We start from the raw sequence: 25,544 nt of genomic DNA, 5'->3' as shown, positions 1-25,544 counted from the left end.
AAGATTCTGGTAATATTTTGTTATAACCTTGATGGCTATCAGGCTTTTGGATGATGTTCGTCATCAAGACAGTGAAAATAATTAATCCATAAACTATTTATTGAATTTTATCTAAAACGATAAATACTTCTGAACCTGCTCTTGCTGCAATGCTGTTATAGCATTTTTCCATTGTCTTAATGTCAAAATAAGGGCTGAAAATAGCTTTGTACTCAGGACTGGAGCCACCAAATGGAGGACCTTCTCGTTCAAATATTTTATCAAAAAGTAACCCGATTATTTTTCCTTTTTCATGGAGTAATGACGCTGTTTTTTTAGCATATTTTTTTATTTTGTCTGGTAGAATCGCACAAAAAAATGTTTGCTCGATGATTAGATCATATTGTCCTTTATGCCGAAAAAAATCTTCAGCCAATACCTTTATTTGTGAATTGTGCTCAAATTTATGGCGTATTTTTTTAACAGCTTCCGGTGATATATCAATTAAGGTAATATTCGTGAATCCACTCTTTACTAAGTATTCCGCTTCATATGCATTGCCACAACCAGGTATTAATATAGAAGCATTCTTATTGGGATATTGGTCCAGATATTGGCAAATGGCAGGTGAAGCATAACCAATATCCCAGCCAATTGTATTGCTTTGCCATTTCGCATCCCAATATTGTTTGCCGGATAGTTTATCTTGAGATTGTTCAGAATCCTGTTCTGTTGATATGCCCATTGTGTTTAAATCTAATGTTTCAATAACAAGGTTGCCAAGATAAATACTGTTGCTTAAACTTCTTCTATCATCTGCAATAAAAGACATATAGATCTGAAGTTGCATGCCTTTTACTTCTGCAGGCAATTCTAAAAAATCTGTCTCTTCTGTCATGCGTGCGCCAGAAAATAGGTAATATGATTTTCCTGTTTCTTGGGCATAAACCAACAACATTACCCGTGCGCCTCTGTCGCTCCAGTTTAATGAGGTGTTGTAGCTCCAGTTAAAACGAACACCGTTGCCTTCAGCAATCGCCTCTGGATTTAAAGGCAGCTCGATGGTTCCTTGAGTTAAACGTGCTGCAGCGTAGTTAATGCTGATGTCGGGATATTCGCCTTGAACTGCATGTAATAGTTGATAGGATTTAGCTGCATTGTTGGGCGAAATGGGTTTGCCCTGGGCAGCTTCTTCAAAGCCTATTCGAACATAATCCGTCATACTGTTGACGAAATTATTCACTACTTCCATTCTCTTCCTTTGGATTTTTTCTCTTGGGGTTGGGGGAGTGGTACGCTTTCTTTTCTTTGTCCTAACATAAGCTATTCCATATCTTACATAACCCTCTACTGGACCGAGATTACCATTAAAGCCACCCAAAATACCATTCTCAATTCTTGCCATAGTTTTTTGTTTTTTCTAAAAGTATGCACTAAGCTATTGATTGTCAATTCGCATGCTTTTGACTGCTTGCACTTTAAGGCAATTTAATTCACAGTATGTTAACGGATGTTAAGCGGATGCTACTCGGCTCCAGCCGGGCAGTGTCCGAGTAATGTCCGGGTAAATGCCGGGTATAGGCCGGGTTTAAAGGGTTAACTGAAAAGAAACTTTTGAGCTGAAATCCTTAGTTGTAACATTCTTGTTGTGAAACAAAAAGTCTGTTTTTTTTAACAAATGTTAACTTTTTTGATTGGTTGATTTTCTTGTTTTTTGTAAATCACCCTAATGTATTGGCTTTAATCACTTTTAATGATGTGTTGCTGACCATTCATCCCGACGATATTGATTTTGTTGCTAATGCAGAAGTATTTATTGGCAAGTTTTTCTCTGAGCGGATTACCTGGGAAAAATAACTGAGTTATAAAATGAATTATAGTTTCAGGAGCAGGATGAAAAATGGGGAATATGCATTACTGAATCATCAGGCGTTTTTTTTATAAAATATGATATGAGGTCATGTATTTAGATGGCACTTAGATCAAAATAGAATATAGAACCGTTTTCCCCGTCACTGATGATGCCAATATGACTCTGATGTGCTTTGATAATCTCTTGAGAAAGATATAAGCCCATGCCAAAACCGTCTATATTTCGTGCTTTTGTATGATTTGTTCTTGAAAAACGTTTGAACAACCCTTGTTGATTTAGCGGGGAAATACCTATGCCATAGTCCTGGACCGATAGTCGTACATTTTTTTTGCTTTCATCTAATTGTAAGCTGAGGCGAATGGTGTCCGCATCAGGTGAATACTTTGCGGCATTGCTCATCAGGTTGGTTATCGCCTGTGCGATACGTACCCGATCTGCTAATACCCTGACATCGCTTATTTCCTCTAAGATAATTTTATGCTTTGTATTTTCAGTTATTCCAGCCACAATCTCCAGTACGAGTTCTAACAATACAAAAGGTTCTTTGTTTAGGCTAATATTTCCGGCATTGAAGGCGGAGACATCCAGCAGTAGGGAAGTTAGCTTATTCAGTTGGTCAGATTGATGAAGAATGCGTTTGAGAATTTTGTTAACCCGATCACTGCTTTTGCCGTTGAGTTCCAAGCCTAGCAATTGTGTATAAGACCTGATCACGGAAATGGGCGTTTTGAGCTCATGGCTGGCAATGTTCATAAAGTCTTCTTTCGCCTGTTCCAGTTTACGTGCAAAGGTAACGTCCTCAAATGTGAGTAGAAATTGGCCGATCGATTTGAAAGTTTGAAAAACCTTCCGGCTGGAAACTAGTAAAATATGTTCTTCATCGTTTTCTTTTTGAGGGTATATCAGTTCGAGGTTCTCGAAACTGTCATAGCTTTGCATCTGCTGTTTTAGGACTTGAGGATCGAGCGATCGAGAGAGAACCTCGAATAGGTTTATATTTTCAACTTCATGTTTGTCTAGATTAAACAGGTTAAAAAATGACTTACTGGCTGAATTAATACTCAAATCCGCATTTAAAATGAGAATAGGTTCTTTAGAGGTCTCGACAATACTTTGTGCATATTTTCGGGCTTCTAGAAGCTCTTCTTCTGCTTGCTTGCGGTTACTCAGGTTTCTAAGGATCTTGGTAAAACCAATGTGTTTCTGATCATTGTCATATAAAGGAAAAACCAGTCCGCTGGCCCAAAATAAGGTTCCATCTTTTCTTTGATGATAACGTTCATCTTGTCCTCTTCCTTTTTCCATAGCCTCTGTAAATTCATGCTCTGGAATTTCATTTTTGCGATCCTCATCAGTGAAAATGATCCTGGCAGATTGTCCGCATATTTCCTCTTCGATATAGCCCAGTACATTTTCGGCTCCTTTGTTCCAGCTGGTCACAATTCCTTCTTTATCAGTGGTAAATACCCCATAATCTTCGAGGCTCTCCAAAACATTTTTATAAAAATCATAGCTGAAAGGCTGGTAGTTTAATGAGCTCATAGTTGTTTTTTATCAGCGGTATGAAGTGAATGGCCAAAAAATTGTCGATGAAGCGGCAAAATTACCATTTTTATTTGATTTTTTCGGTGAAGCGGAGGTTAGGGTCTTGTAATCTGGATTTCAGTTTATGACAAAATCATTTGACAGTTTGATGTTAAGTTGCAGTAAATGTTTAATTTAGTTTGTTTAAACCCTATTGCCATTGAAACGGATCATCAATAAAGTAAAGGATTATTGGCACTCAGACACCAGCTTTATCACATTATTGGTAATGCTCTTTTTTATGGTATTTATTATGCCTGTTTTGTTGGAGGGAGCTGTAGTAGACATTTTGTTTTTGAATATTTTATTTTTGACACTCTATTTTATTGGCATTTTTTCAAGCGAAGACAAGTGGAATATATATGTATCGTCATTTCTGTTCTTAGCCCATTTGATTTTGCTGATGATTAGATTTGACGATACGCCTAAAGAATACTATTTGCTAGAGCGTTTAGTTGGACTTGTTAATATGAGTTTGTTCATTTTTATTAATGTTAGGTTGTTATTTCGAAATGCAGAACGTAATATTTTCAGAGTGATAGGGGCTGTAAATGTTTATCTCTTATTTGCCTTAATGGGCGCTTTTGCTTTTGAGATTTTAAAAATCCAAACCGGTAAATCGATAGCCGGAAATATTAGTTTGCAAAATAACGATACTGATTATGCAGCTTATATTTATTATAGCTTGGTATCGTTAACTACTGTCGGCTATGGTGATATTTACCCTGATGGAATGGCGTCACGTATGCTTTCAGTTTTGCTTTCGGCAGTTGGTATCCTATATCCTGCTGTAGTTATTGCGAGGTTGGTTACCAATAACATTGTAAGTAACAAAGAGCTTTAATGTTGTTGATTTTTTTTAAATTCACTGGGACGCATTCCATATTTTGATTTGAAGACAGTTGAAAAATAATTAGGAGAAGAAAATCCTACCATATAGGTGATCTCTGCTATGCTATATCTTTCATTGATTAACAAGTATTTTGCTTTCTTCAACCTCCTGTTCATGATGTAGTCCGTTACGCTGCAGTCTAACAGTGCTTTCACTTTTCTATACAACTGTACTCTGGAAATCCCTATTTCCTTACTGATTTCATCTACACTAAAATTTTCATTGGAAAGGTTCTGCTCTACGATTCCCGAAAAGTCATTTATGAATTTTTTGTCCAGACTTTTTGAAATGGGCTGTTTCCCAAAACTGCTGATATCGCTAACATAATGGCTTTTGAGCAGAAAGCGGTTCTTTAACAGACTCTTTACCGTTGCTACTAGATAATCGTAATTAAATGGCTTTACAATATAAGCATCAGCCATACTTTCCATGCCATTAATTTGCTGCTCCAGGCTACCATGAGCGGATAATAGTATAATTGGAATATGTGAGGTCCGAATGTCGGATTTTAGTCTTTCAGTGAGTGAACGTCCCGACGATCCGGGAAGAACCAAATCTGATATGATCAGGTCTGGTACCTGTTCGTATGCCGAAGCTATACCTTTTTCACCTGTGTCTGCTAAGAAAACTTCATAGTCCTCCTCAAACTTATTACCCAGATAATTCAACAGATCATGATTATCCTCAATAATTAATACCGATTGCTGTTTTATGGTGCTCAATGAATCCGGATTTTTAATCTCAGGTGTATCATTTAGCCCGGTTGTATAGATTTTGGCATCTTCATAAAGCACGTCTTTATTAGACTTTCCTCTCAGTTTTTCCTGCTCCGTAAAGTGAGCATCTCCCAATTGAAGACGGATACTGAACTTCGTTCCTTGAGATTTTGTGCTTTCAACGTTAATATTACCATGATGAAGGACCATCAGTTCTTTGGATAAGGATAAACCAAGTCCCGAGCCTTTTGCAGCATTCGTCTGTGCCTGGTAAAAATGCTCGAATACATGTTCAATCTCCTCTGCGGCGATTCCTGGCCCGTTGTCCTTTATAGAGAGAATTACTGATGCTGAATCATGAGTGATATCCACGTAAATGACCCCATTGGCCGGAGTGAATTTTAAAGCATTAGACAATAGATTGAATATTACTTTGTCCAGCATGTTAACATCAAACCATACCTTGATTGTCTGAGCATCTGTAATTAGCCGTATGTCAATATTCTTCTTTTTTGCGCTATACTGGAAGCTTTCCAGAATGTCATTTACAAAACTGACAATATTGTTCTGAGAAACACTCAGGAGCATTTTATCATGTTCAATCTTACGATAATCGATGAGCTGATTGATGAGTCTAAGCAATCGATAAACATTTTTGTGAATAAGATTCAGGTTTTTTTCTGCCGCCGGCTTAATCTTTTCGTTTTGTATAAGATCTTCGAGAGGGGATAAGATAAGCGTAAGTGGAGTGCGGAATTCATGAGACATATTAGTGAAAAAGTTCAGCTTTGCCTCTGTAGCGGCCTCTGCTTTACTCGACATCTCTATCAGTTGGTTACGCTGATTTAATATTTCAATATTATTTGCCTCCAGGTTTTTATTGATTTTCCTGTTTTCTAACAATGCGTAGAGTGCAAGGCCACCAAAAACCACCGAAAGTACAAGGGTGATTACGATTATATTAAGTACGATCTGCTGGTTTTTAAAGAGTATCTTTTGTTCTTCCAATAAACTTCCCTGACGTTCAATATCTTTCTGCTGGCTGCTGAATTTGTTCCATTGGAGTTTCATAAGATCAACATTTGTTGAATCGATGACGAGGGACTGCAAAATATTTTCTTTCGAAAAAGAATCCTTGTTTAGGATCTTAAATGCGGTGGTAATGGCCTCTTTACCTCCGGTCGGATAAAGCACACTAGCCGTTAAAATTTTACTGCTTACCATCTCCAAACCTCCTCCTTTCCCCGGTAATGCATCAATCCCGATTACTTTGATCCGTTTTTTCAACTGAAGGGTATTCAAAATTTTCCTACTTCCTGAGGCCATCTGGTCATTATGTGCAAAAACGGCATCTACATTTATCAAAGAACTTTTGATTTTAGTTAACTGCTCCTCCGTATCTTTTTTTAGCCAGTTTCCATAAACCTGATTTGTAATGCTAATGCCCGGATACTTTTTTAATCCCTCAATGAATCCCCGTTGCCGCTCAATTGTAGGAGAGGAACCAGGAAGTCCCATAACCTCAACTATGTTTCCTTTCCCTTTAAGGGCTTCTCCCGCGTACTCGCCTGCCATTTTTCCGATCTGGAAATTGTCTGCACCCACATAAGCGGTATAAGCTGAAGAGGCTGTCTTCCTGTCAATGATAATTACAGGGATACCCTTGTTGTATGCTTCTTCTACGATGGGGGTTAGGGGCTGCGCCTCATTTGGGGATATAATCAAAATATCAATCCCTTTATTGATCATTTCTCGTGCCTGTTTTTCCTGAACTTTACTATTGCCATTCGCATCCGTATAGGTCAGTTTCGCCCCCGGATGCAAAGACAGCTCCATTTTTATTTCTTCGAGCATGGTTTTTCGCCATAAGTCCGAGCCAATGCATTGAGAGAAGCCAATAGTATATATAGGATTTTCCTTCTGTTTTTCACAGCCTGAAAGTGTGAAGGCCAAAAGAAAAAGTAGGATAAAGCCTTTAAGCGGACAAAATGTGGTTTTCATGGTACTATTTCAAATTCCAGAGCAGAATAGCAGAATTAAGCAATTGGTTAATGATTCTGCGTAGAGAATTAATTTAAATATATAGAAAAGGCTGCGATAACTAAAATTCGCTCAAGCCTGATCTGGTTAACGTTCAATTATTCATGTATCAAAACCATAGTTTTTCTGTTTCAAAATTGAAAGTGTAGGAATTTTAAGTGTAATCATTATTTGTAACTACTTGATTTTTAACATATTGATGTGTTTCTGAAATTTGTAGTTTTTAGAAACGATTTTGATGTTTTTCTTTTTCTGATTGATCTAATTTGCAATCGTTAACCAATATAAACTTTGAGTATGAAAAAATATTCCGTCCTGGCTTGGTCCATGGTCGTAGCCCTCGGAGGCTTTCTTTTTGGATTCGATACCGCAGTTATTTCCGGAGCGGAAAAATCAATCCAGCAATTTTGGCAATTATCATCTTTTGAACATGGTTTTACCATTTCTATAGCACTTATAGGAACAGTAATTGGTTCTCTTATTGGCTCAAGGCCTTCTGATCATTTTGGTCGTAAAAACACTTTGTATTTTGTTGCCATCACTTATTTACTTTCTTCTATAGGTACTGCATTGGCAGGTGATTGGTCTGTTTTTCTTACATTCAGATTTCTTGGTGGACTGGGTGTTGGCATATCGTCCGTGACCGCACCTATATATATATCTGAAATCTCTCCTGCACATAAAAGAGGACGACTTGTTGGTTTATTTCAGTTCAACGTTGTTTTGGGGATTCTGATTTCTTATTTGTCAAACTATCTGATTAGTCAGGGTGGTGAGTCATCCTGGAGATGGATGCTTGGCGTGCAGGCATTTCCTTCCTTGCTCTTTTTTGTGCTGATCTATTTTATACCGGAAAGCCCAAGATGGTTGGTATTAAAAAAGGGAGCTACTGAAAGTGCTTTAAAAATACTTAAGGTTATCAATCCACTCAATTGTGAAGAGGAACTCGCCGCTATTCAAAATTCTGCCCTTAAATCTTCTTCAGGAAACGACGAAAGTCTTTTCACCAAAAAATATAGTACTCCTGTAATGCTGGCGATACTTTTTGCATTTTTTAACCAGGTTTCTGGGATTAACGCAATCATATATTATGCACCAAGGATTTTTGAAATGGCAGGACTTGGAGCTCACTCTTCCTTGCTTTCAACAGTAGGGATTGGTATGATCAATTTTATTTTTACTTTGATTGCCATCAATTTTATCGACAGAATTGGCAGAAGGGTACTCATGCTGGTAGGCTCCTTTGGATTGATTGCTTCTCTTTTCCTTGTTGGATTTACCTTTTATACCGAGAATTTTTCGGGCTTTGCAATCCCCGCTTATATTATGCTATTTATCGCATTTTTCGCTTTTTCACAGGGAGCTGTCATCTGGGTTTTCATCTCCGAGATTTTTCCGAATTCTGTTCGTGCAAAAGGTCAGACGCTTGGTAGCTCTACGCACTGGATCATGGCGGCAATTATCGCATTTTGTTTTCCATACCTGGCAGAAACACTGGGCGGGGCAACAACGTTCTTCTTCTTCGCAGCCATGATGCTACTTCAGTTGCTTTTTGTTTGGAAGCTAATGCCGGAAACCAAAGGCAAATCATTAGAACAGATAGGTACTAATTTAGTCATGCATTAATTAGATATGGGTATGAACTTTTCAGAAATAAAATCGGTGGTATGTTTTGGCGAGATTCTTTGGGATAATCTCCCGGATGGAAAAAGGCCGGGAGGTGCTCCGATGAATGTGGCCTACCACCTGCACAAGTTAGGCTTGCAAAGTCATTTGATCAGTAGTATCGGAAATGACGAGGCTGGGAAAGCGCTATTGGACTTCTTAAACAGGATAGGTGTAGGATCCAATTGGGTACAAATCGATGATAACCATGAAACCAGTCAGGTACTGGCCTCCATCAACGAGGAAAATGAAGTGAGTTATGAGATTGTAGCACCGGTCGCTTGGGATTATATCAAGTGGGAAGAAAAAATGCAGGAATTGATCAAAAAATCTGATGCATTTGTGTTTGGAAGTCTTGGTTCCAGAAATGAGGCTTCTCGCGCTACATTATTTAGAATGTTGGATCATGCCCGGTACAAGGTTTTTGATGTGAACTTAAGAGCACCACATTACAGTCCTGAATTTGTGTCGGATTTACTTAAACGCGCTGACATGGTCAAAATAAATTCAGCGGAACTCGGCATGATTGCGGAATGGAACGGCATTTCTTATTCAAAGGAGTTGGACTGTATTGAATCCATTTTCAGCAAGTTCGGAATGAATGAAATTCTGATCACCAAGGGACCCCATGGTGCAACTTATTATAATAAAAACCTGACCTATGAATATCCTGCTTATAGTATCAGTGTGGCAGATACCATAGGAAGTGGTGATTCTTTCCTTGCTGCATTTCTAGCCATGAAGCTGGCAGGGGAACCATTGGAGGTTGCTTTAGATTATGCCGTAGCAATGGGTGCATTTATTACAGCGCAATCAGGAGCCTGTCCGGAATATTCAAAATTTGATTTTGACAGATTTCTCTGGAAGCGGAAATGGTGTGCATGAGAAAATTTTTAGCATAAAAAAATAAACCAATTATAAATTTAAACCGATATTATGAACAAAAAAGGTACTTCGCTACCCTAACAGCAGGGAAATTTTCGCGCTCAAACTAACCAAATAGGGATATGGCGTTGCTATAACTGTCACATCTTACCATTCACAACTAATTAACAAGGAAATGAAAATAAGATATTTTCTAATACTCCTGATGACCTGCCTCTTTTATCAGAACCTGAGCGCACAAAACAATATAACGGTTACCGGAACGGTAACAGACAACAAAGGCGAGACATTGATTGGTGTCGGCGTTTTACTCAAAGGGACCAAAACCGCTACCAGCACAAACAACCAGGGCCAGTATTCGCTTCCATCTCAGGAAACAATCCCGTATTGGTCATCTCTTACCTTGGATTTACAAGCCAGGAAATTACAGTAAACAATAGAACAAAAATTGATGTGACTTTGGAACCGGATTCAAAAAATCTTGAAGAAGTTGTAGTGACGGGATATCAGACGCAGAGGAAGAAGGATTTAACAGGTGCGGTCTCTGTAGTTAACATGAAAGATGTTGAAAATATCCCAACGGGGAACATCATTTCAACGTTGCAGGGGCGGGTACCAGGTGTTAATGTAACCAATAATGGAACGCCCGGAGGCGTGGGTACAGGAATTGGCATCCGCGGGATCACGACTATTAACAATGGTACGCCATTGTATGTGATTGATGGTGTTCAGACGCGTGATAACATCGCGACCTTACTGAATCCCAATGATGTGGAGTCTATCCAGATTCTGAAAGATGCAGCTTCAGCTTCAATTTACGGTACTCAGGCAGCCAATGGGGTAATCATAATTACGACTAAAAAAGGTAAAAAAGATCAGCTGACGGTCGATTTTGACGCCCAGCGAACTACCCAGACCTATCATACGGGGATAAAAATGTTGAATGCCCAGCAATGGGGTGAAAGCTATTGGACCGCCTATAAAAATGATGGTGTCAAGCCAAACCATGATTTATATGGAAACGGTGATGTTCCAGTAATTCCCGAGTTTATTGATCAAAAGAAAACCATCCGTTCCGGCGACACGAATTGGGCAGATCAGGTTTACAAAACTGCGGTTTTGCAAAGCTATAATTTAACGGTGGCAAAAGGTTCCAAAAACGGTGCTTCCATTTTTTCAATGAACTATTTCGATCAGGATGGATTGATCAAATACACGAATTTTACACGTATCAATGGGCGCTTGAATTCTGACTACAACTTTCTGGATAACCGCTTAAGAATCGGACAGAACCTAAACTTGAGTAAATGGAATGAAAAAATTAAACCCGGTGGTATTGAAGAACTCGCCATCGCGCAACACCCGATCATTCCCGTGTATGATATTAACGGGGGCTACGCAGGTCCGACCCAGGGCATAGGGGATAAACCCAACCCTGTTAGACTCCTGGATCAGATCCGGGACAACAGGAGTCAGCAGTGGCGTATTTTCGGAAACGTGTACATTGAGGCTGAACCAATTAAAAATTTGATCCTGAGGTCTAATTATAGCATTAATTACAGAAACGGTTTTGGTTCCAGTTTTGAACCAAAATGGAGGGAAGGCGATCGCGCGGTTGATAAAAATATACTAAATACCTCGTCAGACTATAATCAGGACTGGATATGGTCGAATACCGCCAATTATACCCTTGTTATAGACAAACACAACATTAATGCGCTGGCAGGTATTGAATCCAAGGAGAGCATCAATGAATCACTAGGGGCAAAAAGAGAGAATTTTATTATCGAAGCCTTAGATTATCGTTACATCAGTGCAGGAGACGGTGCCCAGACCAATGCTGGTATTGCATCACGTACGGCTACAAATTCTGTTTTTGCTAAACTGAATTATGCTTACAATGATCGCTACCTGCTTTCCGGTACCGTAAGAAGGGATGCTTCTTCCAGGTTCGGTAAGAACAACAATGCTGCGGTTTTTCCTGCTGTATCGGCAGGATGGAGAGTTAGTGAGGAAGGTTTCATGAAGAAGCAAAGCCTGATATCCGATCTTAAACTGCGGGTAAGCTGGGGCCAGAATGGCAATGACCTGTTAGATAATGAAGCCACTTATACTAAATATTCTACAAACCTGAACATGGGGGGCTATGATATATCCGGTATCAACCGGGGGACAATTCCAAATGGGATTATTAAGGATAGAACAGGAAATCCAAATATAAAATGGGAAGTAACTACCCAGACTAATTTTGGTATGGACCTGGCGATGTTAAAGAGCCGATTGAACCTGACATTAGATTATTATATCAAAAAAACCGATGACATGCTGATTGACCGTCCTTACATCGGTATTATTGGAGAAGGTGGTGCTATGGCCTATAACGGCGCTTCTTTGAGTAATAAAGGCTTTGAAGCGATTGTAAACTGGAGAGATGAAATAGGGAAAGATTTTAATTATAGCCTGACATTCACAGCAACGGCTTATAAAAACAAAGTGACCGCTGTACCTGATGACATTTACTATACTTATGGTGGCGGAAACGGACAGGACAAGACGATCGTGGGACAGCCCTTGGGCTCATGGCTGGGTTTTAAGACAAACGGAATTTATCGTACACAGGAAGAACTTAATGACGGCATTAACAAACCGGGAAAAGGTTTGGGACGGATACGTTATGTAGATACCAATGGTGATCATTTGATCAACGATAAGGATATGGAGTGGTTGGGCTCAGATCAGCCTAAGTTTATTGGGGGATTGAATGTTGCCCTGGGTTACAAGGCCTTTGATTTTTCTTTCTTTGTTAACGGAATGGTGAGGGATGCTTACAACAACTCAAAATTCTATACGGATTTCTTCCAGTTATGGACAGGTAACCATGGTACAAGGCTATTGGAAGCATGGAACCCTACCAATAACTTCAATTCGGATATTCCCGCTTTAACAGCTGTAAACTTAAATGATGAGGCCAGAACTTCTCAATATTTCATAGAGAACGGTTCTTACCTGAAACTGAAAAATGTTCAGTTGGGTTATACACTGCCTAAAGCATTGGCTGATAAGGTAAAACTAAGAAACCTGCGTATGTACATCCAGGGGCAGGATCTGGTTACAATTACGAAATATAAGGGCGCTGACCCTGAGGGTCTTGGTTATCCATATCCATTGCCAAGGACCTTTACTTTAGGATTGAACTTTGGATTTTAACCGATCAACTTAACCTTAAAAATCATGAAATTTAAATACATAATATTTGCGGTGCTGGTTGTATTGACCTCTTGCAAAAAAGATTTTCTGGATAGCAAACCGAAAGGAAAGCTAAGCGATGAGTTACTGAATTCACCAAGTGGGATTGAAGCCCTTTGTATTTCTGCTTATGCCGCCCTCGCAGGTCCGGAAGGAAGCGATGGAACTTTTCTCTCGCCTACAACTAACTGGGTGTATGGCGATGTGCGCGCAGAGACTGCCTATAAAGGGGGCGGGGGAATTGGTGATATCAGCGAATTTAACCAGTTTGAAACTTTTACAGCAGTATATGCTTCGAACGGATTATTAGACCGTAAGTGGTTTAGTCTTTACCGGAGTGTACAGCGTGCCAACAATGCAATCCGCAGGTTAAATGCCGTAACTGAAGCCGAAGTCCCACTAAAGAACGTGAGGCTGGGAGAAATGCGCTTCTTAAGGGCACACTTCTTTTTTGAACTCAGCCGTCTGTTTAATAAGATCCCTTACTTTGATGAAAATGTAGATATCGCAGATTACCCTAAAATATCTAATGTACAATTTACCCGGGACCAGATCCTGGAGAAAATTGCTGCTGAGTTTGCTGCAGCCGCTGCATTGCTTCCACCAAAGCAAACAGAGGCAGGGAGGGCTACTAAATATGCTGCATTTGCTTACCAGGCCAAAGTAAACCTATACCGGGCTTATAAACAGAATCCCGACAATACGGTTGCGAGCGTTGATCAGAACCTATTGAATGATGTGGTTACCCAATGTGATGAAGCGATTTCTAAGGGAGGTTACGATCTGCTCCAGGACTTTCAGCAGCTTTCTATGGGGGAATTTGACAATAGTGTGGAATCTGTTTTCGCTGTTCAATATTCAATCGCAGATGGTACCGATCTTGGCCGTATCAACTGGAGTAATCTGCTGAATGTCCCACGTGGACCGGCATATGGTGGTGATGGATTTTTTCAACCAAGCCAGAATTTAGTGAATTCCTTTAAAACTGATAGTAAAGGTGTTCCTATACCAGACACTTATAACAATACAAATCTGATGACCGTGGCAGACGGTTTGGCGATGAACGTAGACCCACGACTGGATTTTTCGGTGGGACGTTTGGGTATTCGCTGGAAAAATTATGCGGTAGCACCTTATGGTCCTGATTGGGTGCGTGAGCCTGCTACCTATGGTTATTATTCCAATAAAAAGGCGCTAGTTTCTCCCGAATCTCCATATATGGTCAAAGGATTTCCATGGGGAGGTTCATCACTCAATTTTCATATTATCAGGTTCGCCGATGTGTTGTTATGGAAGGCTGAAGCCCTGATTGAACTGAATCGTCAGGATGAAGCACTACCATTGATCAACAGGGTAAGGGCAAGGGCTAAAAATAGTAAGTATGTAACTGCGTTCAACTCGGCAAATCCAGCTGATTACGCCGCTAAATATACCATCGATACCTATAAACCTGGGGAGAACTGTACCTGGACAAACGCTTATGCCCGTACTGCTTTGCGGTTTGAACGCAAACTTGAACTGGCCCTTGAAGGGGAGCGTTTCTTTGACCTGGTACGTTGGGGAAATGCGGATCAGGTGTTGAATACGGAGTATTTTGCAAAGGAAAAATTATTGCGTACTTACCTGCAAAACGCACAATTTGTAAAAGGTAGAGATGAATATTTCCCGATCCCACAAGCTCAGATCAATTTTTCGGCAGGGCTTTATAAACAAAATCCGGGTTACGCCCCACAGTAGTATTTCAATAGCCATGCAGATCGTCTCTAAACATCTGCATGGTTTTATTCTTAACTCAAAAAAATGAATATGAAATTTAAGCTGTATTGCTGGTTTAGACTGATGGTCTGTGCTACATGTTTTCTTTGTACAGGTTTGCAGGCATCGGCACAACACTGGAGCTTTGACGGGGAAAACCCTTTAAAAGCGGATAAAAAAAATGATGTACTGGAATTGAAAAATGTTAGGAATCAGATCGAATTAACTGCCGGGGTTATTGGCAAGGGTTTAAGAACTGATGGTTATAGCACTTCATTACGAACAGAGATCAGACCGAACCAAAATGTCTCGGCCTGCTCCGGCTGGTTCGCGCTTGAATCATTCCCGACAGATACGGCAGCCTTTTTTGCCTTAAAAGACCGTCGGACCGGGATTTCTATTTCCGTTGGCGTAAATAGGTTCGGCGAAATTGTAATTGGTAAGGGAAACGGCAAGGACTTTTCTTATCTGCCTACCGGACATTTTGTTAAAAAGTTCAGCTGGCTCAACATTGCATTAGGTATGGGATCAGCAGACCGTGGGGTCTGGATAAACGGGCAGAAACTCAAAATCAATATGTCCCTAATCAATTTTCCAGCTAAGGCCGGTGAAATTTTGATAGGAAAAGACTTTCGGGAAAACCTATTGGGGCAGATGGATTTGACGGCGATTAATGGAATAATAGATGAACTGAGGCTTTGGAACAAACCGCTTCCCATTAAAGAACTTCAAAACGAAATTGCTGTTTTAGCAAAGAAAGTTCCTGTACTGGCCATTCCAGCGGAACGTTTTAAAGATGATTTTAGCCGTCCAAAGTATCATTTAATGCCTGCTGCGAATTGGACTAACGAGACCCATGGCTTGATTTTCTATAAAGGCAGATACCATATCTTTAACCAAAAAAACGCTTCAAATCTTGCACTTAGACAAATCAACTGGGGACATTTTAGTAGTCCGGATCTGGTTAACTGGACCGAACATAAACCTGCGTTAAGTCCTGAAAGAGGGTATGATGAAAACGGGATATGGTCTGGGCATGTCATTCTTGATGATAAGGGAATCCCGATGATCAGTTATACGGCGGGAGGGCCAAAAATGGGGATCGCCCTTGCTTTTCCAAAAGATTCTACCCTTAACGATTGGATAAAGTATAAGCAGAACCCGGTTATTCCAGGTCAGCCTGATGGGTATGGCAGGACGGATCTAAGGGATACCTATGTGTGGAAAGAAGGGAATAAGTGGTATATGGTTGTTGGCTTCGGTGTAAAAAAGGATGACGTAGAAAAGGGAGCTTTGCTCTTATACAGTTCACCCGACCTGAAAAACTGGAATTTTCTGCATACCCTTTTCGAGGGTAATCCGGATTTGGACAATTCCGGGATCTTCTGGGAAATGCCTGTATTTAAGAAAATAGGTGATAAATATGTACTGCTGGTTAACAAAGTTCCTCATAAGGGTGTTCCAGCCAGAGCACTTTACTGGGTAGGTAGTTTCGTAAATGAACGTTTTGTTCCGGACAACCCAATGCCTAAGAATTTAGAGGTAATCAACAGATTACTTTCGCCTTCTGTAACTGAGGATAAAGACGGAAGGATCTGTGCAATTGCTATCATACCTGATGAGATCAGTGGAGAGGCAGCATACAATCAGGGATGGTCACATCTTTATAGTTTACCAAGGGTTTGGAATTTAACGGATGGAACATTAAACCAGTCGCCGCATCCGGCACTCCGGTCTCTGAGAGTAGCTAACAGTAATTTTTTTGACGCTACGGTCGCTAACCATCAGTCGGTTAAGCTCTATTCGGGCCATCAACAATACGAAGTAGTGGCACAGGTTAGGCCAAACAAGTCGAAACAATTTGGTTTTGTTTTGCATAAAAATCCTGATGGTTCGGAGTATACAAAGATATATTATGATGTAGATGCAAAAGAGCTGGTTGTGGATCAGCGTCATTCCAGTACTAAAAAAGGAATACCATTACGCATCAAAAAAGATGCTTTCGCGCTGGATACAAGCAAACCCGTCGGGTTCCATGTTTTTGTTGATGGCTCTGTAGTGGAAATTTTTATCAACGATCAACATGCATTAACCACGAGGATATTCCCATCTAAAGAGCAAAGTAACCAGGCCGAAATTTTTTCTGAGGGAGATAGCATTCAGATAAAGGCCGAAGTATGGGCAATCAGGCCTGCAGTAATAAATACGGATTTCTAAGAATAATCAGATGAAAGAAATAATCAAAAAATATTTATTGCCGTTATCAGGTTATATGCTTTTCCTGCTTTATGGAGGAATTGCTACAGCCCAAAATAATGGAACGACTACTTATTCAGAACCCTACCGTCCGCAATTTCATTTTAGTCCACAAAAAGGATGGATAGGAGATCCCTGCGGATTTACCTATTATCAGGGTAAATACCAGATGTATTGGTGGGGAAAGGTGATTTCTGATGACCTGGTTCATTATAAAGAAATATCTCCAAAAGTAATGACAGGCGATGATGGCAGCATCGGTTATTTTACCGGCTCTACACTCATAGATAAAGAGAATACTGCTGGTTTCGGCCCGAATGCTTACGTTGCGGCTTACACCATTTTTAATAAGCAAAGTAAAAACCAATCGCAGGGGATTTCCTATAGCAAGGATGGTGAGACCTTTCATTATTATAAAGGTAATCCGGTGTTGGATATTGGCAGTACTGAGTTTCGTGACCCGACGGTTTTCTGGCATGCCTCATCTAAACAATGGGTGATGGTTGTTGCGAAAGCACTGGAGAAAAAGATTAAGTTTTATGGATCAAAAGATTTAAAATCATGGAACTGGTTAAGTGATTTTGGCCCTGCCGGCGCTCAGGAAAAAGCTTGGGAATGCCCCGATTTATTTCAATTACCGGTTGATGGGAATGGTAAGGATAAAAGGTGGGTAATGGTTGTTTCTATTGACTGGGCACGAGAACAATACTTTATAGGTGATTTTGATGGTAAAACTTTTACGCTGGCAGCCGATCATCCAAAAGAGGCTTTGTATGTAGACCAAGGGCTGGATTTTTATGCATCAAGAACTTTTCAGGATTACGACGGAACCTTGAAGACTACACCTTCCATGGGCTGGATAGCTACCTGGGATTATGCGCAGCTTGTGCCCTCCACCTGGGGCAAGGGATTTTGGTCTATTGCTCGTAACCTGGAACTTAAAACCTATCCAGAGGGGCTGCGGTTAGTACAACAACCAATTGATGCCCTTAAACAGCTTAGGGGCAAAATTCATTCCTCTGTCTATCAGCTCCCGGAAGGAACCAAGCCACTAAAGGTTTTTAAACCTTCCGAAAATGTTTACGAACTAGAAGCCGTTTTTAATACCAGTATGCCCAATGTATTCGGTTTAAACCTCTGCGTTGGAGAAGGTCGAAAGTTAGGTGTATCTTATGATACCGAAACAGGCCTGTTAACGATAGACCGAACAAACTGTGCTAAAGAGAAAATTGAAAAATTTGCCAGAAGGACCAGCGCGAAAGTCGTGCCTGTAAATGGTAAGTTGCGTATGCATTTTTACGTAGACAAATCAAGTATTGAACTATTTACCAATGATGGAAAAGAAGTGTTTACACTGTTGACTTATCCAGGAGAAATGCAGACAGGCATCGAGACTTTTGCCAGAAATGGAGGTACTGAGGTAAACCTGAAAGCATGGAGCCTAAAATCGGTATGGTAATGAAAGATCATAGGAGTAAAAATTAACACACATCAATATGAACCGTAAAATTTTAATGATAGCTTTTTTAAGTGTACTAACGATAGGAAGTTCTCTCCGAAACGTAGTAAAAGCCCAGCAGCAAATAGTTGTAGGAGCTGAACAACACCGTCCGCAATTCCATTTTTCTCCGAAGGAGCATTGGATGAACGATCCAAATGGAATGGTTTATTATAAGGGTGTCTACCACCTTTTTTATCAATATTATCCCAAAGGCACGGTATGGGGTCCAATGCACTGGGGGCATGCAACCACCAAAGACTTTTTCCATTGGCAGGAAAAACCCATTGCACTGTTTCCCGATAGCCTGGGTTATATTTTCTCGGGAAGTATTGTAGTGGATGAACAAAATACTTCTGGACTTGGTAAAAACGGAAAAGTACCTCTGGTTGCCATATTTACACATCACGATCCTAAGTTGGAAGCGAAAAAGGTAAATACATTTCAGAACCAAAGTATTGCTTACAGTTTGGATGAAGGTAATACCTGGGAGAAGTATTCAGGAAATCCAGTTCTTCCCAATCCTGGTATCACAGATTTTAGAGATCCTAAGGTGATGTGGTACGAGGCAGGAAAGAAATGGATAATGACCCTGGCAACAAAAGACCGCATTACCTTTTATTCCTCTAAAAACCTAAAGGAATGGAAGAAAGAGAGTGAGTTTGGGAATGATTTGGGTGCCCACGGTGGGGTATGGGAATGCCCTGATCTTTTTCCGATGGAGCATAATGGTAAAACTGTTTGGGTACTGCTGGTGAGTATTAATCCTGGAGGACCAAATGGAGGTTCTGCAACTCAATATTTTACCGGTAATTTTGATGGCAGTACGTTTATACCAAACTCAAAAGCAGAAAAATGGCTGGATTATGGCACTGATAATTATGCTGGTGTAACCTGGTCAAATACGGGTAAAAGAAAAGTATTTATAGGCTGGATGAATAATTGGCAGTATGCAAATCAGGTACCTACAAAAAAATGGAGAGGAGCTGCTACAATCGCCAGAGATTTGGTATTAGATCAGATAGCAGGAGATTTTTATGTGCGTTCTGTTCCGGTAAAAGAAATGAATGCATATCTCAAACCAGTTTCTAAAAAACAGGCTTTAACGCTTAATAAAGAAATTGATCTGTCTGCTTATACTAAAGATCTAAATGGACGGATAAAGCTGGATTTCGGTTTCAATACGCTGAACAGTATGGAAATTGCCCTGAGCAACAAAGAAGGGAATAAACTCTTAGTCGGATACGACACTAAAACGAAAACGTATTATATTGATAGAACCAATTCGGGTGCATCTGATTTTGAAAAAGGATTTGCTAAAAAGCACACCGCACCGAGAATAGCCAAATCTGAGTCTGGCAAAATCAGTTTGATACTCGACGTTGCATCTGCCGAACTTTTTGCTGATGATGGTTTAACAGTCATGACGGACATCTTTTTTCCAGAGCGTCCGATTGACCGTATAAAAATATCAGGAGCGGGAAAGCAAAAGTTAACCAACCTGGCAATTTCATCAATCCCGAGCTTTAAATAAAAAATCAAAAACACCCAAAATCTCTACTAAGGGGAGCATTCGAAACAAATTGATCTAAATCAGCTATTTTCTTCAAATCATCATAAAAATTTTTTGAGTTCAGTCCATTTGCGCTTCAAAAAGCTTCTAGTGAAAACTAGGAGCTTTTTTGATTTTAGGCCTATTCCTTAATAGCAATAATTGCGGATCAATCCAAAAATTTATGAACCCTAAGGATATTATGCTTTTATGTATCAGATTTGGAGGACTCCAAGTTCATAGTCAATAAGAAGCTTATGATATGTCCCAGTTCAAGAGGGGGATGGTTGCTGTTAATGATAGGATAACTTGGATTTTGAAAATGGTAAAATTGGGTCAATGAAACTGTTTTTTTAGTATACTCGATAATTTCAATTCGAAATTCCAGTTTGTTTTGCATTTATTGACTTTACCCAATTCTGATAAATAGGAAACCAAACACGGTCCCCATTTGAACCATTGCAAAGCATTATTATGCCACTTTTGGTAGATAAATGCATAAACATTGCGGCACTCCAACCTATGTTTTCACCAGTGTGTCCAATTGTTCGAAAACCTTCATAATTCATGAAACGATATCCAAGACCACTTTCTCCTTCGTTAGAAAATGGTAGAACAGGTTGTTCCATTAGTTGTATAGTTTCTGGCTTCAAAACTTTATTTAATTGCGAGGGATTCTTTGTAATAGATAACTCGGCGAAATGAGCTAAGTCTAAAACAGTTGTTTGTAGCCCTGCAGCAGCCTGCTCTGTAAATATTCTATTCTTTATTGGAGATCCTATGGTATCATAAGCAGTTGCAGAATTAGACATCATTTCTTCTGTCCATTCATAATTAGTATGCATTAAGCCTAGAGGTTTGAAGACATATTTTTTCATATATGCTGCAAAGTTTTTCTTCGTATTCTCTTCAAGTAGTAATTGGGCAAGCGTGTAACCACCACCAGAATATTCCCATTTCGTTCCTGGCTCGTTTATCAGGCGTACACTTTCCCCATTCCTCTTAGTTTTCCCTTCGAGAGATTCTTCTAAAGTCAGCAATTTGGTTCCTTGCTCAAAGCCTCCATAGCCATGCACCGAAAGACCAGCTGTATGACTGAGAATGCGTCGCAATGTAACTTTTGATAGGTTATATGGGGATGGTGGGATTGTCCAACGCGTTAAAGATTGATTAACGGGAGTATCTAAATTGATGAGCCCTCTTTCAGTCAATTGCATAAGCCCCCATGCAGATACTACTTTTGAAACAGAGCCAATATTAAAAATTGTATGTACTGTTACAGGTTTCTTATTTGCCACATCAGCATATCCGATACATTGTATCCATGCAATTTTTCCATTTCGGATAACTGCTACGGCTAACCCAGGAACAGTTTCCTTTTTGGTTAATTCCACACCCAACCTTTCAATTTCTTTATAAAGGAAGTCGGATTTTTCAGGTGTATTATTTGCTTTTATTGCCAGTGTTCCATTTTTTGTTGATGAACACGAAAAAAGAATCGGCTCATTCGAGTTTTATTTTTAGCCTTTAATCAGAGCCAAATTAATAAAAAAAAGCTTGAGTTAGCGCGAGACAAATCCTATTTAAAGAAATTAGTAGTTATTTATTTTATATTTAAGGAAATATGTTTAAATAATGAATAAGATATATTACTGTCTGGTAGGTTTTGTTTGCTTGGGTAGCTGGACTGCAAATGCTCAGCTAAAATCTGATCGTAAAAATAATACGTTATATACAGCCGGCCACGCTGGCGCTTTTATCGGGGGATTGTATGATGCATTTGCTCCCTACAACAAATTAATGAAACATGGTGATTTTGGCTTGGGTGCTCCTGATAAGCTAGATGGAGAGCTGCTCATTCTCCATGGGAAAATATATCAGACACAATCCAATGGTAAAACTTTCGAGATACCTGATACTGGTAGTACACCATTTTCGGTGGTTAATTTTTTTCATGCAGACAAGGTTCTAAAGGCCTCTGTTCCTATGGATAAGATGCAGTTTTATGCTTATTTGGATAGTGTAATGCCTAACCAAAATGGAATATATGCCATTCGCATCAAAGGTGTATTTAATAGTATAAAAACCAGAGCCTTTCCTCCGGTTACGAATAAACCCTACGCGCCTTTAGCACAGCTATTATCTTTACAACAGTTTTTTAACTTTAGTCATATTAGTGGAGATTTAGTTGGATACCGTATTCCAGCATACATGGAAGGACCCAATATTACCGGGTATCATTTTCACTTCTTATCAGATGATAAAAAAGGGGGAGGTCATATTATCGATCTCCTGACAGGAAATGTTACTATTGAGATTGATGAGTTGGATAGCTTTACGGTGGACATTCCGCAAACCAAAGAATTCAATAGTTTTGATTTCAAAAAAGACCGCCGTGAGGAAGTTCGACAGGTTGAAAACGGAAAGTCTAATTAAAGGCTTTTTGCATATATCAGTAGATTCGACGGAAGGCGATTTGGCGATACCCCATATTTCTTTTTGAAAACAAAAGAAAAATGGGAAAGGTCCTCAAAGCCTACTTCAAGGTAAACCTCTGTTGGCTTTTTCCTTTTTTCAGCTAAATGATAGTAGGCTAGTTCAAGTCTTTTATCAATCAGCCATTTTTGAGGGGTAGTATTGAAAAGTTTCTTAAAATCCCTGTTAAACGTTGATAGACTGCGCCCGGTTAAGTAGCCTAGTTTTTCCAATGACATATTGAACATAAAATTTCGCTGCATAAAATTGACTAAATCAATCTTGCCGGGAGCATCAAAGTTTGCTAGTACACGATCAACTCCGGGGTCAATTATCCGTAAAATATTGATTGCCTCGTCAATTTTTAACGAGGCAAGGCTTTCCGGGAATTCTCCTTCTACATTAAAATAGGGTATAAGGGAAGTCAGGCAGCTTTCCAAAAGGGGATGATTATGGAAACTATATATTTTTTGTTCAGGCTGTATTTTTTTCCTTACATCAATTTTCTCATAAAACTTCCTTAAGCGTTCAGTAGTTAAGTGCATAACCACTGTTTTATGGGGTAAACCATTTTTGGGATAATTGATGATCGTTGCCGGTTGATTCCTTGGAATTAGGAAAATATCACCGGTTTTAAAATGAAAAGTGGCATCCGCCTGTATAATTTTTGTTTCACCGGAGATGAACCAAACCAGCATATGATCATCAAACATCAGATCTGATTTGAACAGTTTATCTTCATAGCTTGAAAGCTTGATGTCTTTCGTTAAGTATTTGGATATATGCTCCATTGCAATAAAGTTATTTATTTCTTTTAAGATTGATATTATTTTTTTAGATGGATTGCACCTGCTTTATTCTAATTAACCTCGAATACAATACCGGTCATTTCCTCGCTTAGATCCCAGAGTTTTTTAGCATTATTTTCATTTAGCGAGTAGGGTTGTACGCCTCGTGTTCCCAGTCCATTGTCCTGTTCAAAATTTCCAAGGTCTAATTCAGCAACATCTCCATCTTCACAATACACTCCGCCGATATTATTGAGCAGTGGACTGGTCGCACACCATACTGTAGTCGCAGCACCCTGAGGAATAGTTTTCAGACTTGCAAGGATTTCCGGACGCATATGGCCATGCTCATCAAAGAAACCCATTTGTTTGAACAGTTCCATATCCGCATCTCTGGCCAGTTCCGTACCGGCGATTGAGCCCGGATGTAAGGAGTACGCTCTTACGTTAAATGATTTGGCACGATTATCCAGTTCGAGGGCAAACAGGTTACTGGCTGTTTTTGACTGTCCATATCCCAAAAGTGTTTGGTATTCCCTATGCTCGAAATTGGGGTCTTCGAAATCGAAGGGGGCCATTTGGTGACCATAAGAAGATACATTAACGACTCTTGCACCATTGGCTTTTTTAAGTGCAGGCCACAACCTTGCTACAAGCTGATACTGTCCCAAATAATTGGTAGCCAGTTGTGATTCGATCCCACGGCTATCTCTTTGTAATGGAACCCACATGATACCGGCATTATTGATCAGCAGATGTAGTGGTCTGCCTGAATCAATGAATTTTCCAGTAAATGCATCAATAGTTTCAGGCCGGGTCAGATCCATTGCCTCAATTTCTACATTTGGAATGCCATCTAAATTTTTCTTTGCTTTTTCAATATCCCTTGCCGGTACGATCACAGTTGCGCCTGCTGCTGCAAGCACTCTAGTAGTCTCCAGACCGATGCCTGCATTTCCACCTGTTACGATTGCGATTTTTCCGGTCAGGTTAATGCCTTTGATAACTTCTGTTGCTGTTGAGGCGACATTAAATCCTGATCCTATTGGATGTTGTAACGCACCTTGATAATTGTTCCTTTCCATTTTGTTTTTGATTAAATGTATAGAACAAATTTAGGTGGATGTGGAGTCGTGGGTTTTGTTGAGCGTGTCAGGTTGAATACCTTCTACACTGAGAATCCCCACCTTTGTTGATTTACCCTTTAACAAGATCATACCGATATTTTCTGTTTTGATGTTATGGTTTGGTGCTAAGGACTCCAACAAGTATGCTGAAATAAGAAAGTTTTTATGGTGTTCATTACAGACGCTTTGAATCCTTGCAGCAGTATTCAAAGTGTCGCCATGATAGGCAATATCCCTTTTGATATCTCCGATTTCTACGGCAGTAACTTTTCCCATGTGGAGTCCTGCTTTAAAGTGGGGTAATAAACCATAGTTTGTCATGTAGTAATTGGCTCTGTCTTGAAACTGCTTTTCACAACCAAAGAAAAATCGAATACAAGAGAGGTCTCTCAGTCCATCAGGTACCCTCCAGGTTACCACAATTTCATCCCCCACATATTGGTAAACCTCTGCATTAAATCGCAAAAGAATTTGGTTGATGTCCATGAAACTATCTCTGATAAATGAACTGTACTTTATGTGCCCCAGCTTTTCTGCAATAGTTGTGGAGGATTTTAAATCCATAAACATAAAAATCCGTTCCTCTTCCTGTGGGTATTTATACTTTCCAAGTAACAAGGGGACTAAAACACCCGGGCCATATTTTCTGTTTACCTGGTTGATAAAGCTTATGATCAGTGTCATAACGAAATAGTAGATCGCCAGAATATAAAAAAGGTATTTCCATGATTTGTCGTTTGCCTTCAGGTTGTCTCCAAAGTTTGAGGTAGTAATAAAAAAATCAAGGAAGGTATACCGGATCAAAATCAATGTAAGTACAATAAGAATGAGGGAGATGGTAGATTTGACTAGAATTATTCTACCCATAGAGTGCTTTTCGTGAAGATTCTTATCGAGGTATTGGTCGGTTAAGCCAAGTATGATACCATAAAAGAATCCAAACATTATAGACAATGCTAAGGTGTTGTCAAATCTGGTAGGGGAGCTGAGTTGGGAAGTTTCGCTTATGGAAAGGGCTTGTAAATGTAGGAGGATACTCAGAAAAATACTGGCTATAATCCAGAAATTGATTTGTATTCCCAAATAACTTAGAACCGGAAACTTAGCGGAGAATTTCTGTGCAGTACTTGTGTAATCCCATTTTTTGGACATCTTATTCAGTTTTTAGTTAAACTAAATTTTCGAATATCTATACAAGATAATGTAATCTATT

The 25,544-nt window shown here is 39.6% G+C and carries 18 protein-coding genes; 11 read left to right on the top strand and 7 right to left on the bottom strand.

Features of this window, described 5'->3' with window-relative positions:
• Positions 1-97 precede the first annotated feature (97 nt).
• Positions 98-1,384, bottom strand: coding sequence for a DUF6266 family protein (locus FBD94_RS26240; protein WP_235884401.1), 1,287 nt, complete (start codon positions 1,382-1,384; stop codon positions 98-100).
• Positions 1,385-1,713: 329 nt separating this feature from the next.
• Here FBD94_RS26240 and FBD94_RS26440 point away from each other — a divergent pair, with 329 nt between their 5' ends.
• A complete protein-coding gene (locus FBD94_RS26440) occupies positions 1,714-1,836 on the top strand; it encodes a hypothetical protein (RefSeq protein WP_262710967.1) in 123 nt (40 codons plus the stop codon).
• 109 nt (positions 1,837-1,945) lie between these two features.
• On the opposite strand, the gene FBD94_RS07765 is transcribed toward FBD94_RS26440, so the two are convergent.
• Positions 1,946-3,394, bottom strand: a complete 1,449-nt coding sequence (locus FBD94_RS07765; protein ID WP_136879780.1) for a sensor histidine kinase — start codon at positions 3,392-3,394, stop codon at positions 1,946-1,948.
• A 202-nt stretch (positions 3,395-3,596) separates the two neighbouring features.
• On the opposite strand from FBD94_RS07765, the gene FBD94_RS07760 reads away from it, so the two are divergent.
• Positions 3,597-4,280 carry a potassium channel family protein gene (locus FBD94_RS07760; protein WP_205945295.1) on the top strand — a complete coding sequence of 228 codons (684 nt, stop codon included), beginning with the start codon at positions 3,597-3,599 and terminating at the stop codon, positions 4,278-4,280.
• On the opposite strand, the gene FBD94_RS07755 is transcribed toward FBD94_RS07760, so the two are convergent.
• On the bottom strand, positions 4,277-7,045 hold the full coding sequence (locus FBD94_RS07755; protein ID WP_136879779.1) for a hybrid sensor histidine kinase/response regulator transcription factor: 2,769 nt from the start codon (positions 7,043-7,045) through the stop codon (positions 4,277-4,279). The two genes, FBD94_RS07760 and FBD94_RS07755, sit on opposite strands and share 4 nt — an antisense overlap.
• A 336-nt stretch (positions 7,046-7,381) precedes the next feature.
• Here FBD94_RS07755 and FBD94_RS07750 point away from each other — a divergent pair, with 336 nt between their 5' ends.
• From FBD94_RS07750 to FBD94_RS07720, 8 genes are all read left to right on the top strand, one after another.
• Positions 7,382-8,710, top strand: coding sequence for a sugar porter family MFS transporter (locus FBD94_RS07750; RefSeq protein WP_136879778.1), 1,329 nt, complete (start codon positions 7,382-7,384; stop codon positions 8,708-8,710).
• A gap of 12 nt (positions 8,711-8,722) precedes the next feature.
• Positions 8,723-9,634, top strand: coding sequence for a carbohydrate kinase family protein (locus tag FBD94_RS07745; protein ID WP_169472246.1), 912 nt, complete (start codon positions 8,723-8,725; stop codon positions 9,632-9,634).
• 175 nt (positions 9,635-9,809) lie between these two features.
• Positions 9,810-10,067: a carboxypeptidase-like regulatory domain-containing protein gene (locus tag FBD94_RS26110; RefSeq protein ID WP_205945861.1), complete on the top strand. Its 258-nt coding sequence runs from the start codon at positions 9,810-9,812 to the stop codon at positions 10,065-10,067.
• The gene (locus tag FBD94_RS07740; RefSeq protein ID WP_205945860.1) at positions 10,022-12,841 is read left to right on the top strand and encodes a SusC/RagA family TonB-linked outer membrane protein; all 2,820 of its coding nucleotides are present in this window, start codon (positions 10,022-10,024) and stop codon (positions 12,839-12,841) included. Before FBD94_RS26110 ends, FBD94_RS07740 begins: the two co-directional genes overlap by 46 nt.
• Before the next feature lie 24 nt (positions 12,842-12,865).
• Complete coding sequence (locus tag FBD94_RS07735) at positions 12,866-14,617, top strand: RagB/SusD family nutrient uptake outer membrane protein (protein WP_136879776.1); 1,752 nt, start codon at positions 12,866-12,868, stop codon at positions 14,615-14,617.
• Positions 14,618-14,686: 69 nt separating this feature from the next.
• On the top strand, positions 14,687-16,852 hold the full coding sequence (locus tag FBD94_RS07730; protein WP_205945859.1) for a glycoside hydrolase family 32 protein: 2,166 nt from the start codon (positions 14,687-14,689) through the stop codon (positions 16,850-16,852).
• Positions 16,853-16,862: 10 nt separating this feature from the next.
• Positions 16,863-18,350: a glycoside hydrolase family 32 protein gene (locus FBD94_RS07725; RefSeq protein WP_136879775.1), complete on the top strand. Its 1,488-nt coding sequence runs from the start codon at positions 16,863-16,865 to the stop codon at positions 18,348-18,350.
• A gap of 37 nt (positions 18,351-18,387) precedes the next feature.
• Positions 18,388-19,923: a glycoside hydrolase family 32 protein gene (locus FBD94_RS07720; RefSeq protein WP_136879774.1), complete on the top strand. Its 1,536-nt coding sequence runs from the start codon at positions 18,388-18,390 to the stop codon at positions 19,921-19,923.
• A gap of 389 nt (positions 19,924-20,312) precedes the next feature.
• On the opposite strand, the gene FBD94_RS07715 is transcribed toward FBD94_RS07720, so the two are convergent.
• Positions 20,313-21,335, bottom strand: coding sequence for a serine hydrolase domain-containing protein (locus FBD94_RS07715; protein WP_169472245.1), 1,023 nt, complete (start codon positions 21,333-21,335; stop codon positions 20,313-20,315).
• 241 nt (positions 21,336-21,576) lie between these two features.
• On the opposite strand from FBD94_RS07715, the gene budA reads away from it, so the two are divergent.
• A complete protein-coding gene (gene budA / locus FBD94_RS07710) occupies positions 21,577-22,377 on the top strand; it encodes an acetolactate decarboxylase (RefSeq protein ID WP_136879772.1) in 801 nt (266 codons plus the stop codon).
• On the opposite strand, the gene FBD94_RS07705 is transcribed toward budA, so the two are convergent.
• The 3 genes from FBD94_RS07705 to FBD94_RS07695 all read right to left on the bottom strand — a co-directional run bounded on the left by FBD94_RS07705 (position 22,374) and on the right by FBD94_RS07695 (position 25,483).
• Entirely contained in the window at positions 22,374-23,207 is an 834-nt protein-coding gene (locus tag FBD94_RS07705) for a helix-turn-helix domain-containing protein (protein WP_136879771.1), read from the bottom strand. The two genes, budA and FBD94_RS07705, sit on opposite strands and share 4 nt — an antisense overlap.
• Before the next feature lie 68 nt (positions 23,208-23,275).
• A complete protein-coding gene (locus tag FBD94_RS07700) occupies positions 23,276-24,289 on the bottom strand; it encodes an SDR family NAD(P)-dependent oxidoreductase (RefSeq protein WP_136879770.1) in 1,014 nt (337 codons plus the stop codon).
• A gap of 30 nt (positions 24,290-24,319) precedes the next feature.
• Positions 24,320-25,483 carry an adenylate/guanylate cyclase domain-containing protein gene (locus FBD94_RS07695; RefSeq protein WP_136879769.1) on the bottom strand — a complete coding sequence of 388 codons (1,164 nt, stop codon included), beginning with the start codon at positions 25,481-25,483 and terminating at the stop codon, positions 24,320-24,322.
• Positions 25,484-25,544: the final 61 nt, after the last annotated feature.

It is taken from the genome of Pedobacter hiemivivus (assembly GCF_005144565.1).
Lineage (GTDB): Bacteria > Bacteroidota > Bacteroidia > Sphingobacteriales > Sphingobacteriaceae > Pedobacter > Pedobacter hiemivivus.
This window is presented reverse-complemented; position numbering and strand designations above follow the sequence as displayed.

Excerpts from the sequence above, each read along its gene's own strand:
- FBD94_RS07745 (WP_169472246.1), top strand. The coding sequence starts at position 8,723 with ATGAACTTTTCAGAAATAAAATCGGTGGTATGTTTTGGCGAGATTCTT.
- FBD94_RS26240 (WP_235884401.1), bottom strand. The coding sequence starts at position 1,384 with ATGGCAAGAATTGAGAATGGTATTTTGGGTGGCTTTAATGGTAATCTC.
- FBD94_RS07705 (WP_136879771.1), bottom strand. The coding sequence starts at position 23,207 with ATGGAGCATATATCCAAATACTTAACGAAAGACATCAAGCTTTCAAGC.
- FBD94_RS07735 (WP_136879776.1), top strand. The coding sequence starts at position 12,866 with ATGAAATTTAAATACATAATATTTGCGGTGCTGGTTGTATTGACCTCT.
- FBD94_RS07730 (WP_205945859.1), top strand. The coding sequence starts at position 14,687 with ATGAAATTTAAGCTGTATTGCTGGTTTAGACTGATGGTCTGTGCTACA.
- FBD94_RS07755 (WP_136879779.1), bottom strand. The coding sequence starts at position 7,045 with ATGAAAACCACATTTTGTCCGCTTAAAGGCTTTATCCTACTTTTTCTT.
- FBD94_RS07700 (WP_136879770.1), bottom strand. The coding sequence starts at position 24,289 with ATGGAAAGGAACAATTATCAAGGTGCGTTACAACATCCAATAGGATCA.
- FBD94_RS07750 (WP_136879778.1), top strand. The coding sequence starts at position 7,382 with ATGAAAAAATATTCCGTCCTGGCTTGGTCCATGGTCGTAGCCCTCGGA.
- FBD94_RS07695 (WP_136879769.1), bottom strand. The coding sequence starts at position 25,483 with ATGTCCAAAAAATGGGATTACACAAGTACTGCACAGAAATTCTCCGCT.
- FBD94_RS26110 (WP_205945861.1), top strand. The coding sequence starts at position 9,810 with ATGAAAATAAGATATTTTCTAATACTCCTGATGACCTGCCTCTTTTAT.
- FBD94_RS07725 (WP_136879775.1), top strand. The coding sequence starts at position 16,863 with ATGAAAGAAATAATCAAAAAATATTTATTGCCGTTATCAGGTTATATG.
- budA (WP_136879772.1), top strand. The coding sequence starts at position 21,577 with ATGAATAAGATATATTACTGTCTGGTAGGTTTTGTTTGCTTGGGTAGC.
- FBD94_RS07720 (WP_136879774.1), top strand. The coding sequence starts at position 18,388 with ATGAACCGTAAAATTTTAATGATAGCTTTTTTAAGTGTACTAACGATA.
- FBD94_RS07765 (WP_136879780.1), bottom strand. The coding sequence starts at position 3,394 with ATGAGCTCATTAAACTACCAGCCTTTCAGCTATGATTTTTATAAAAAT.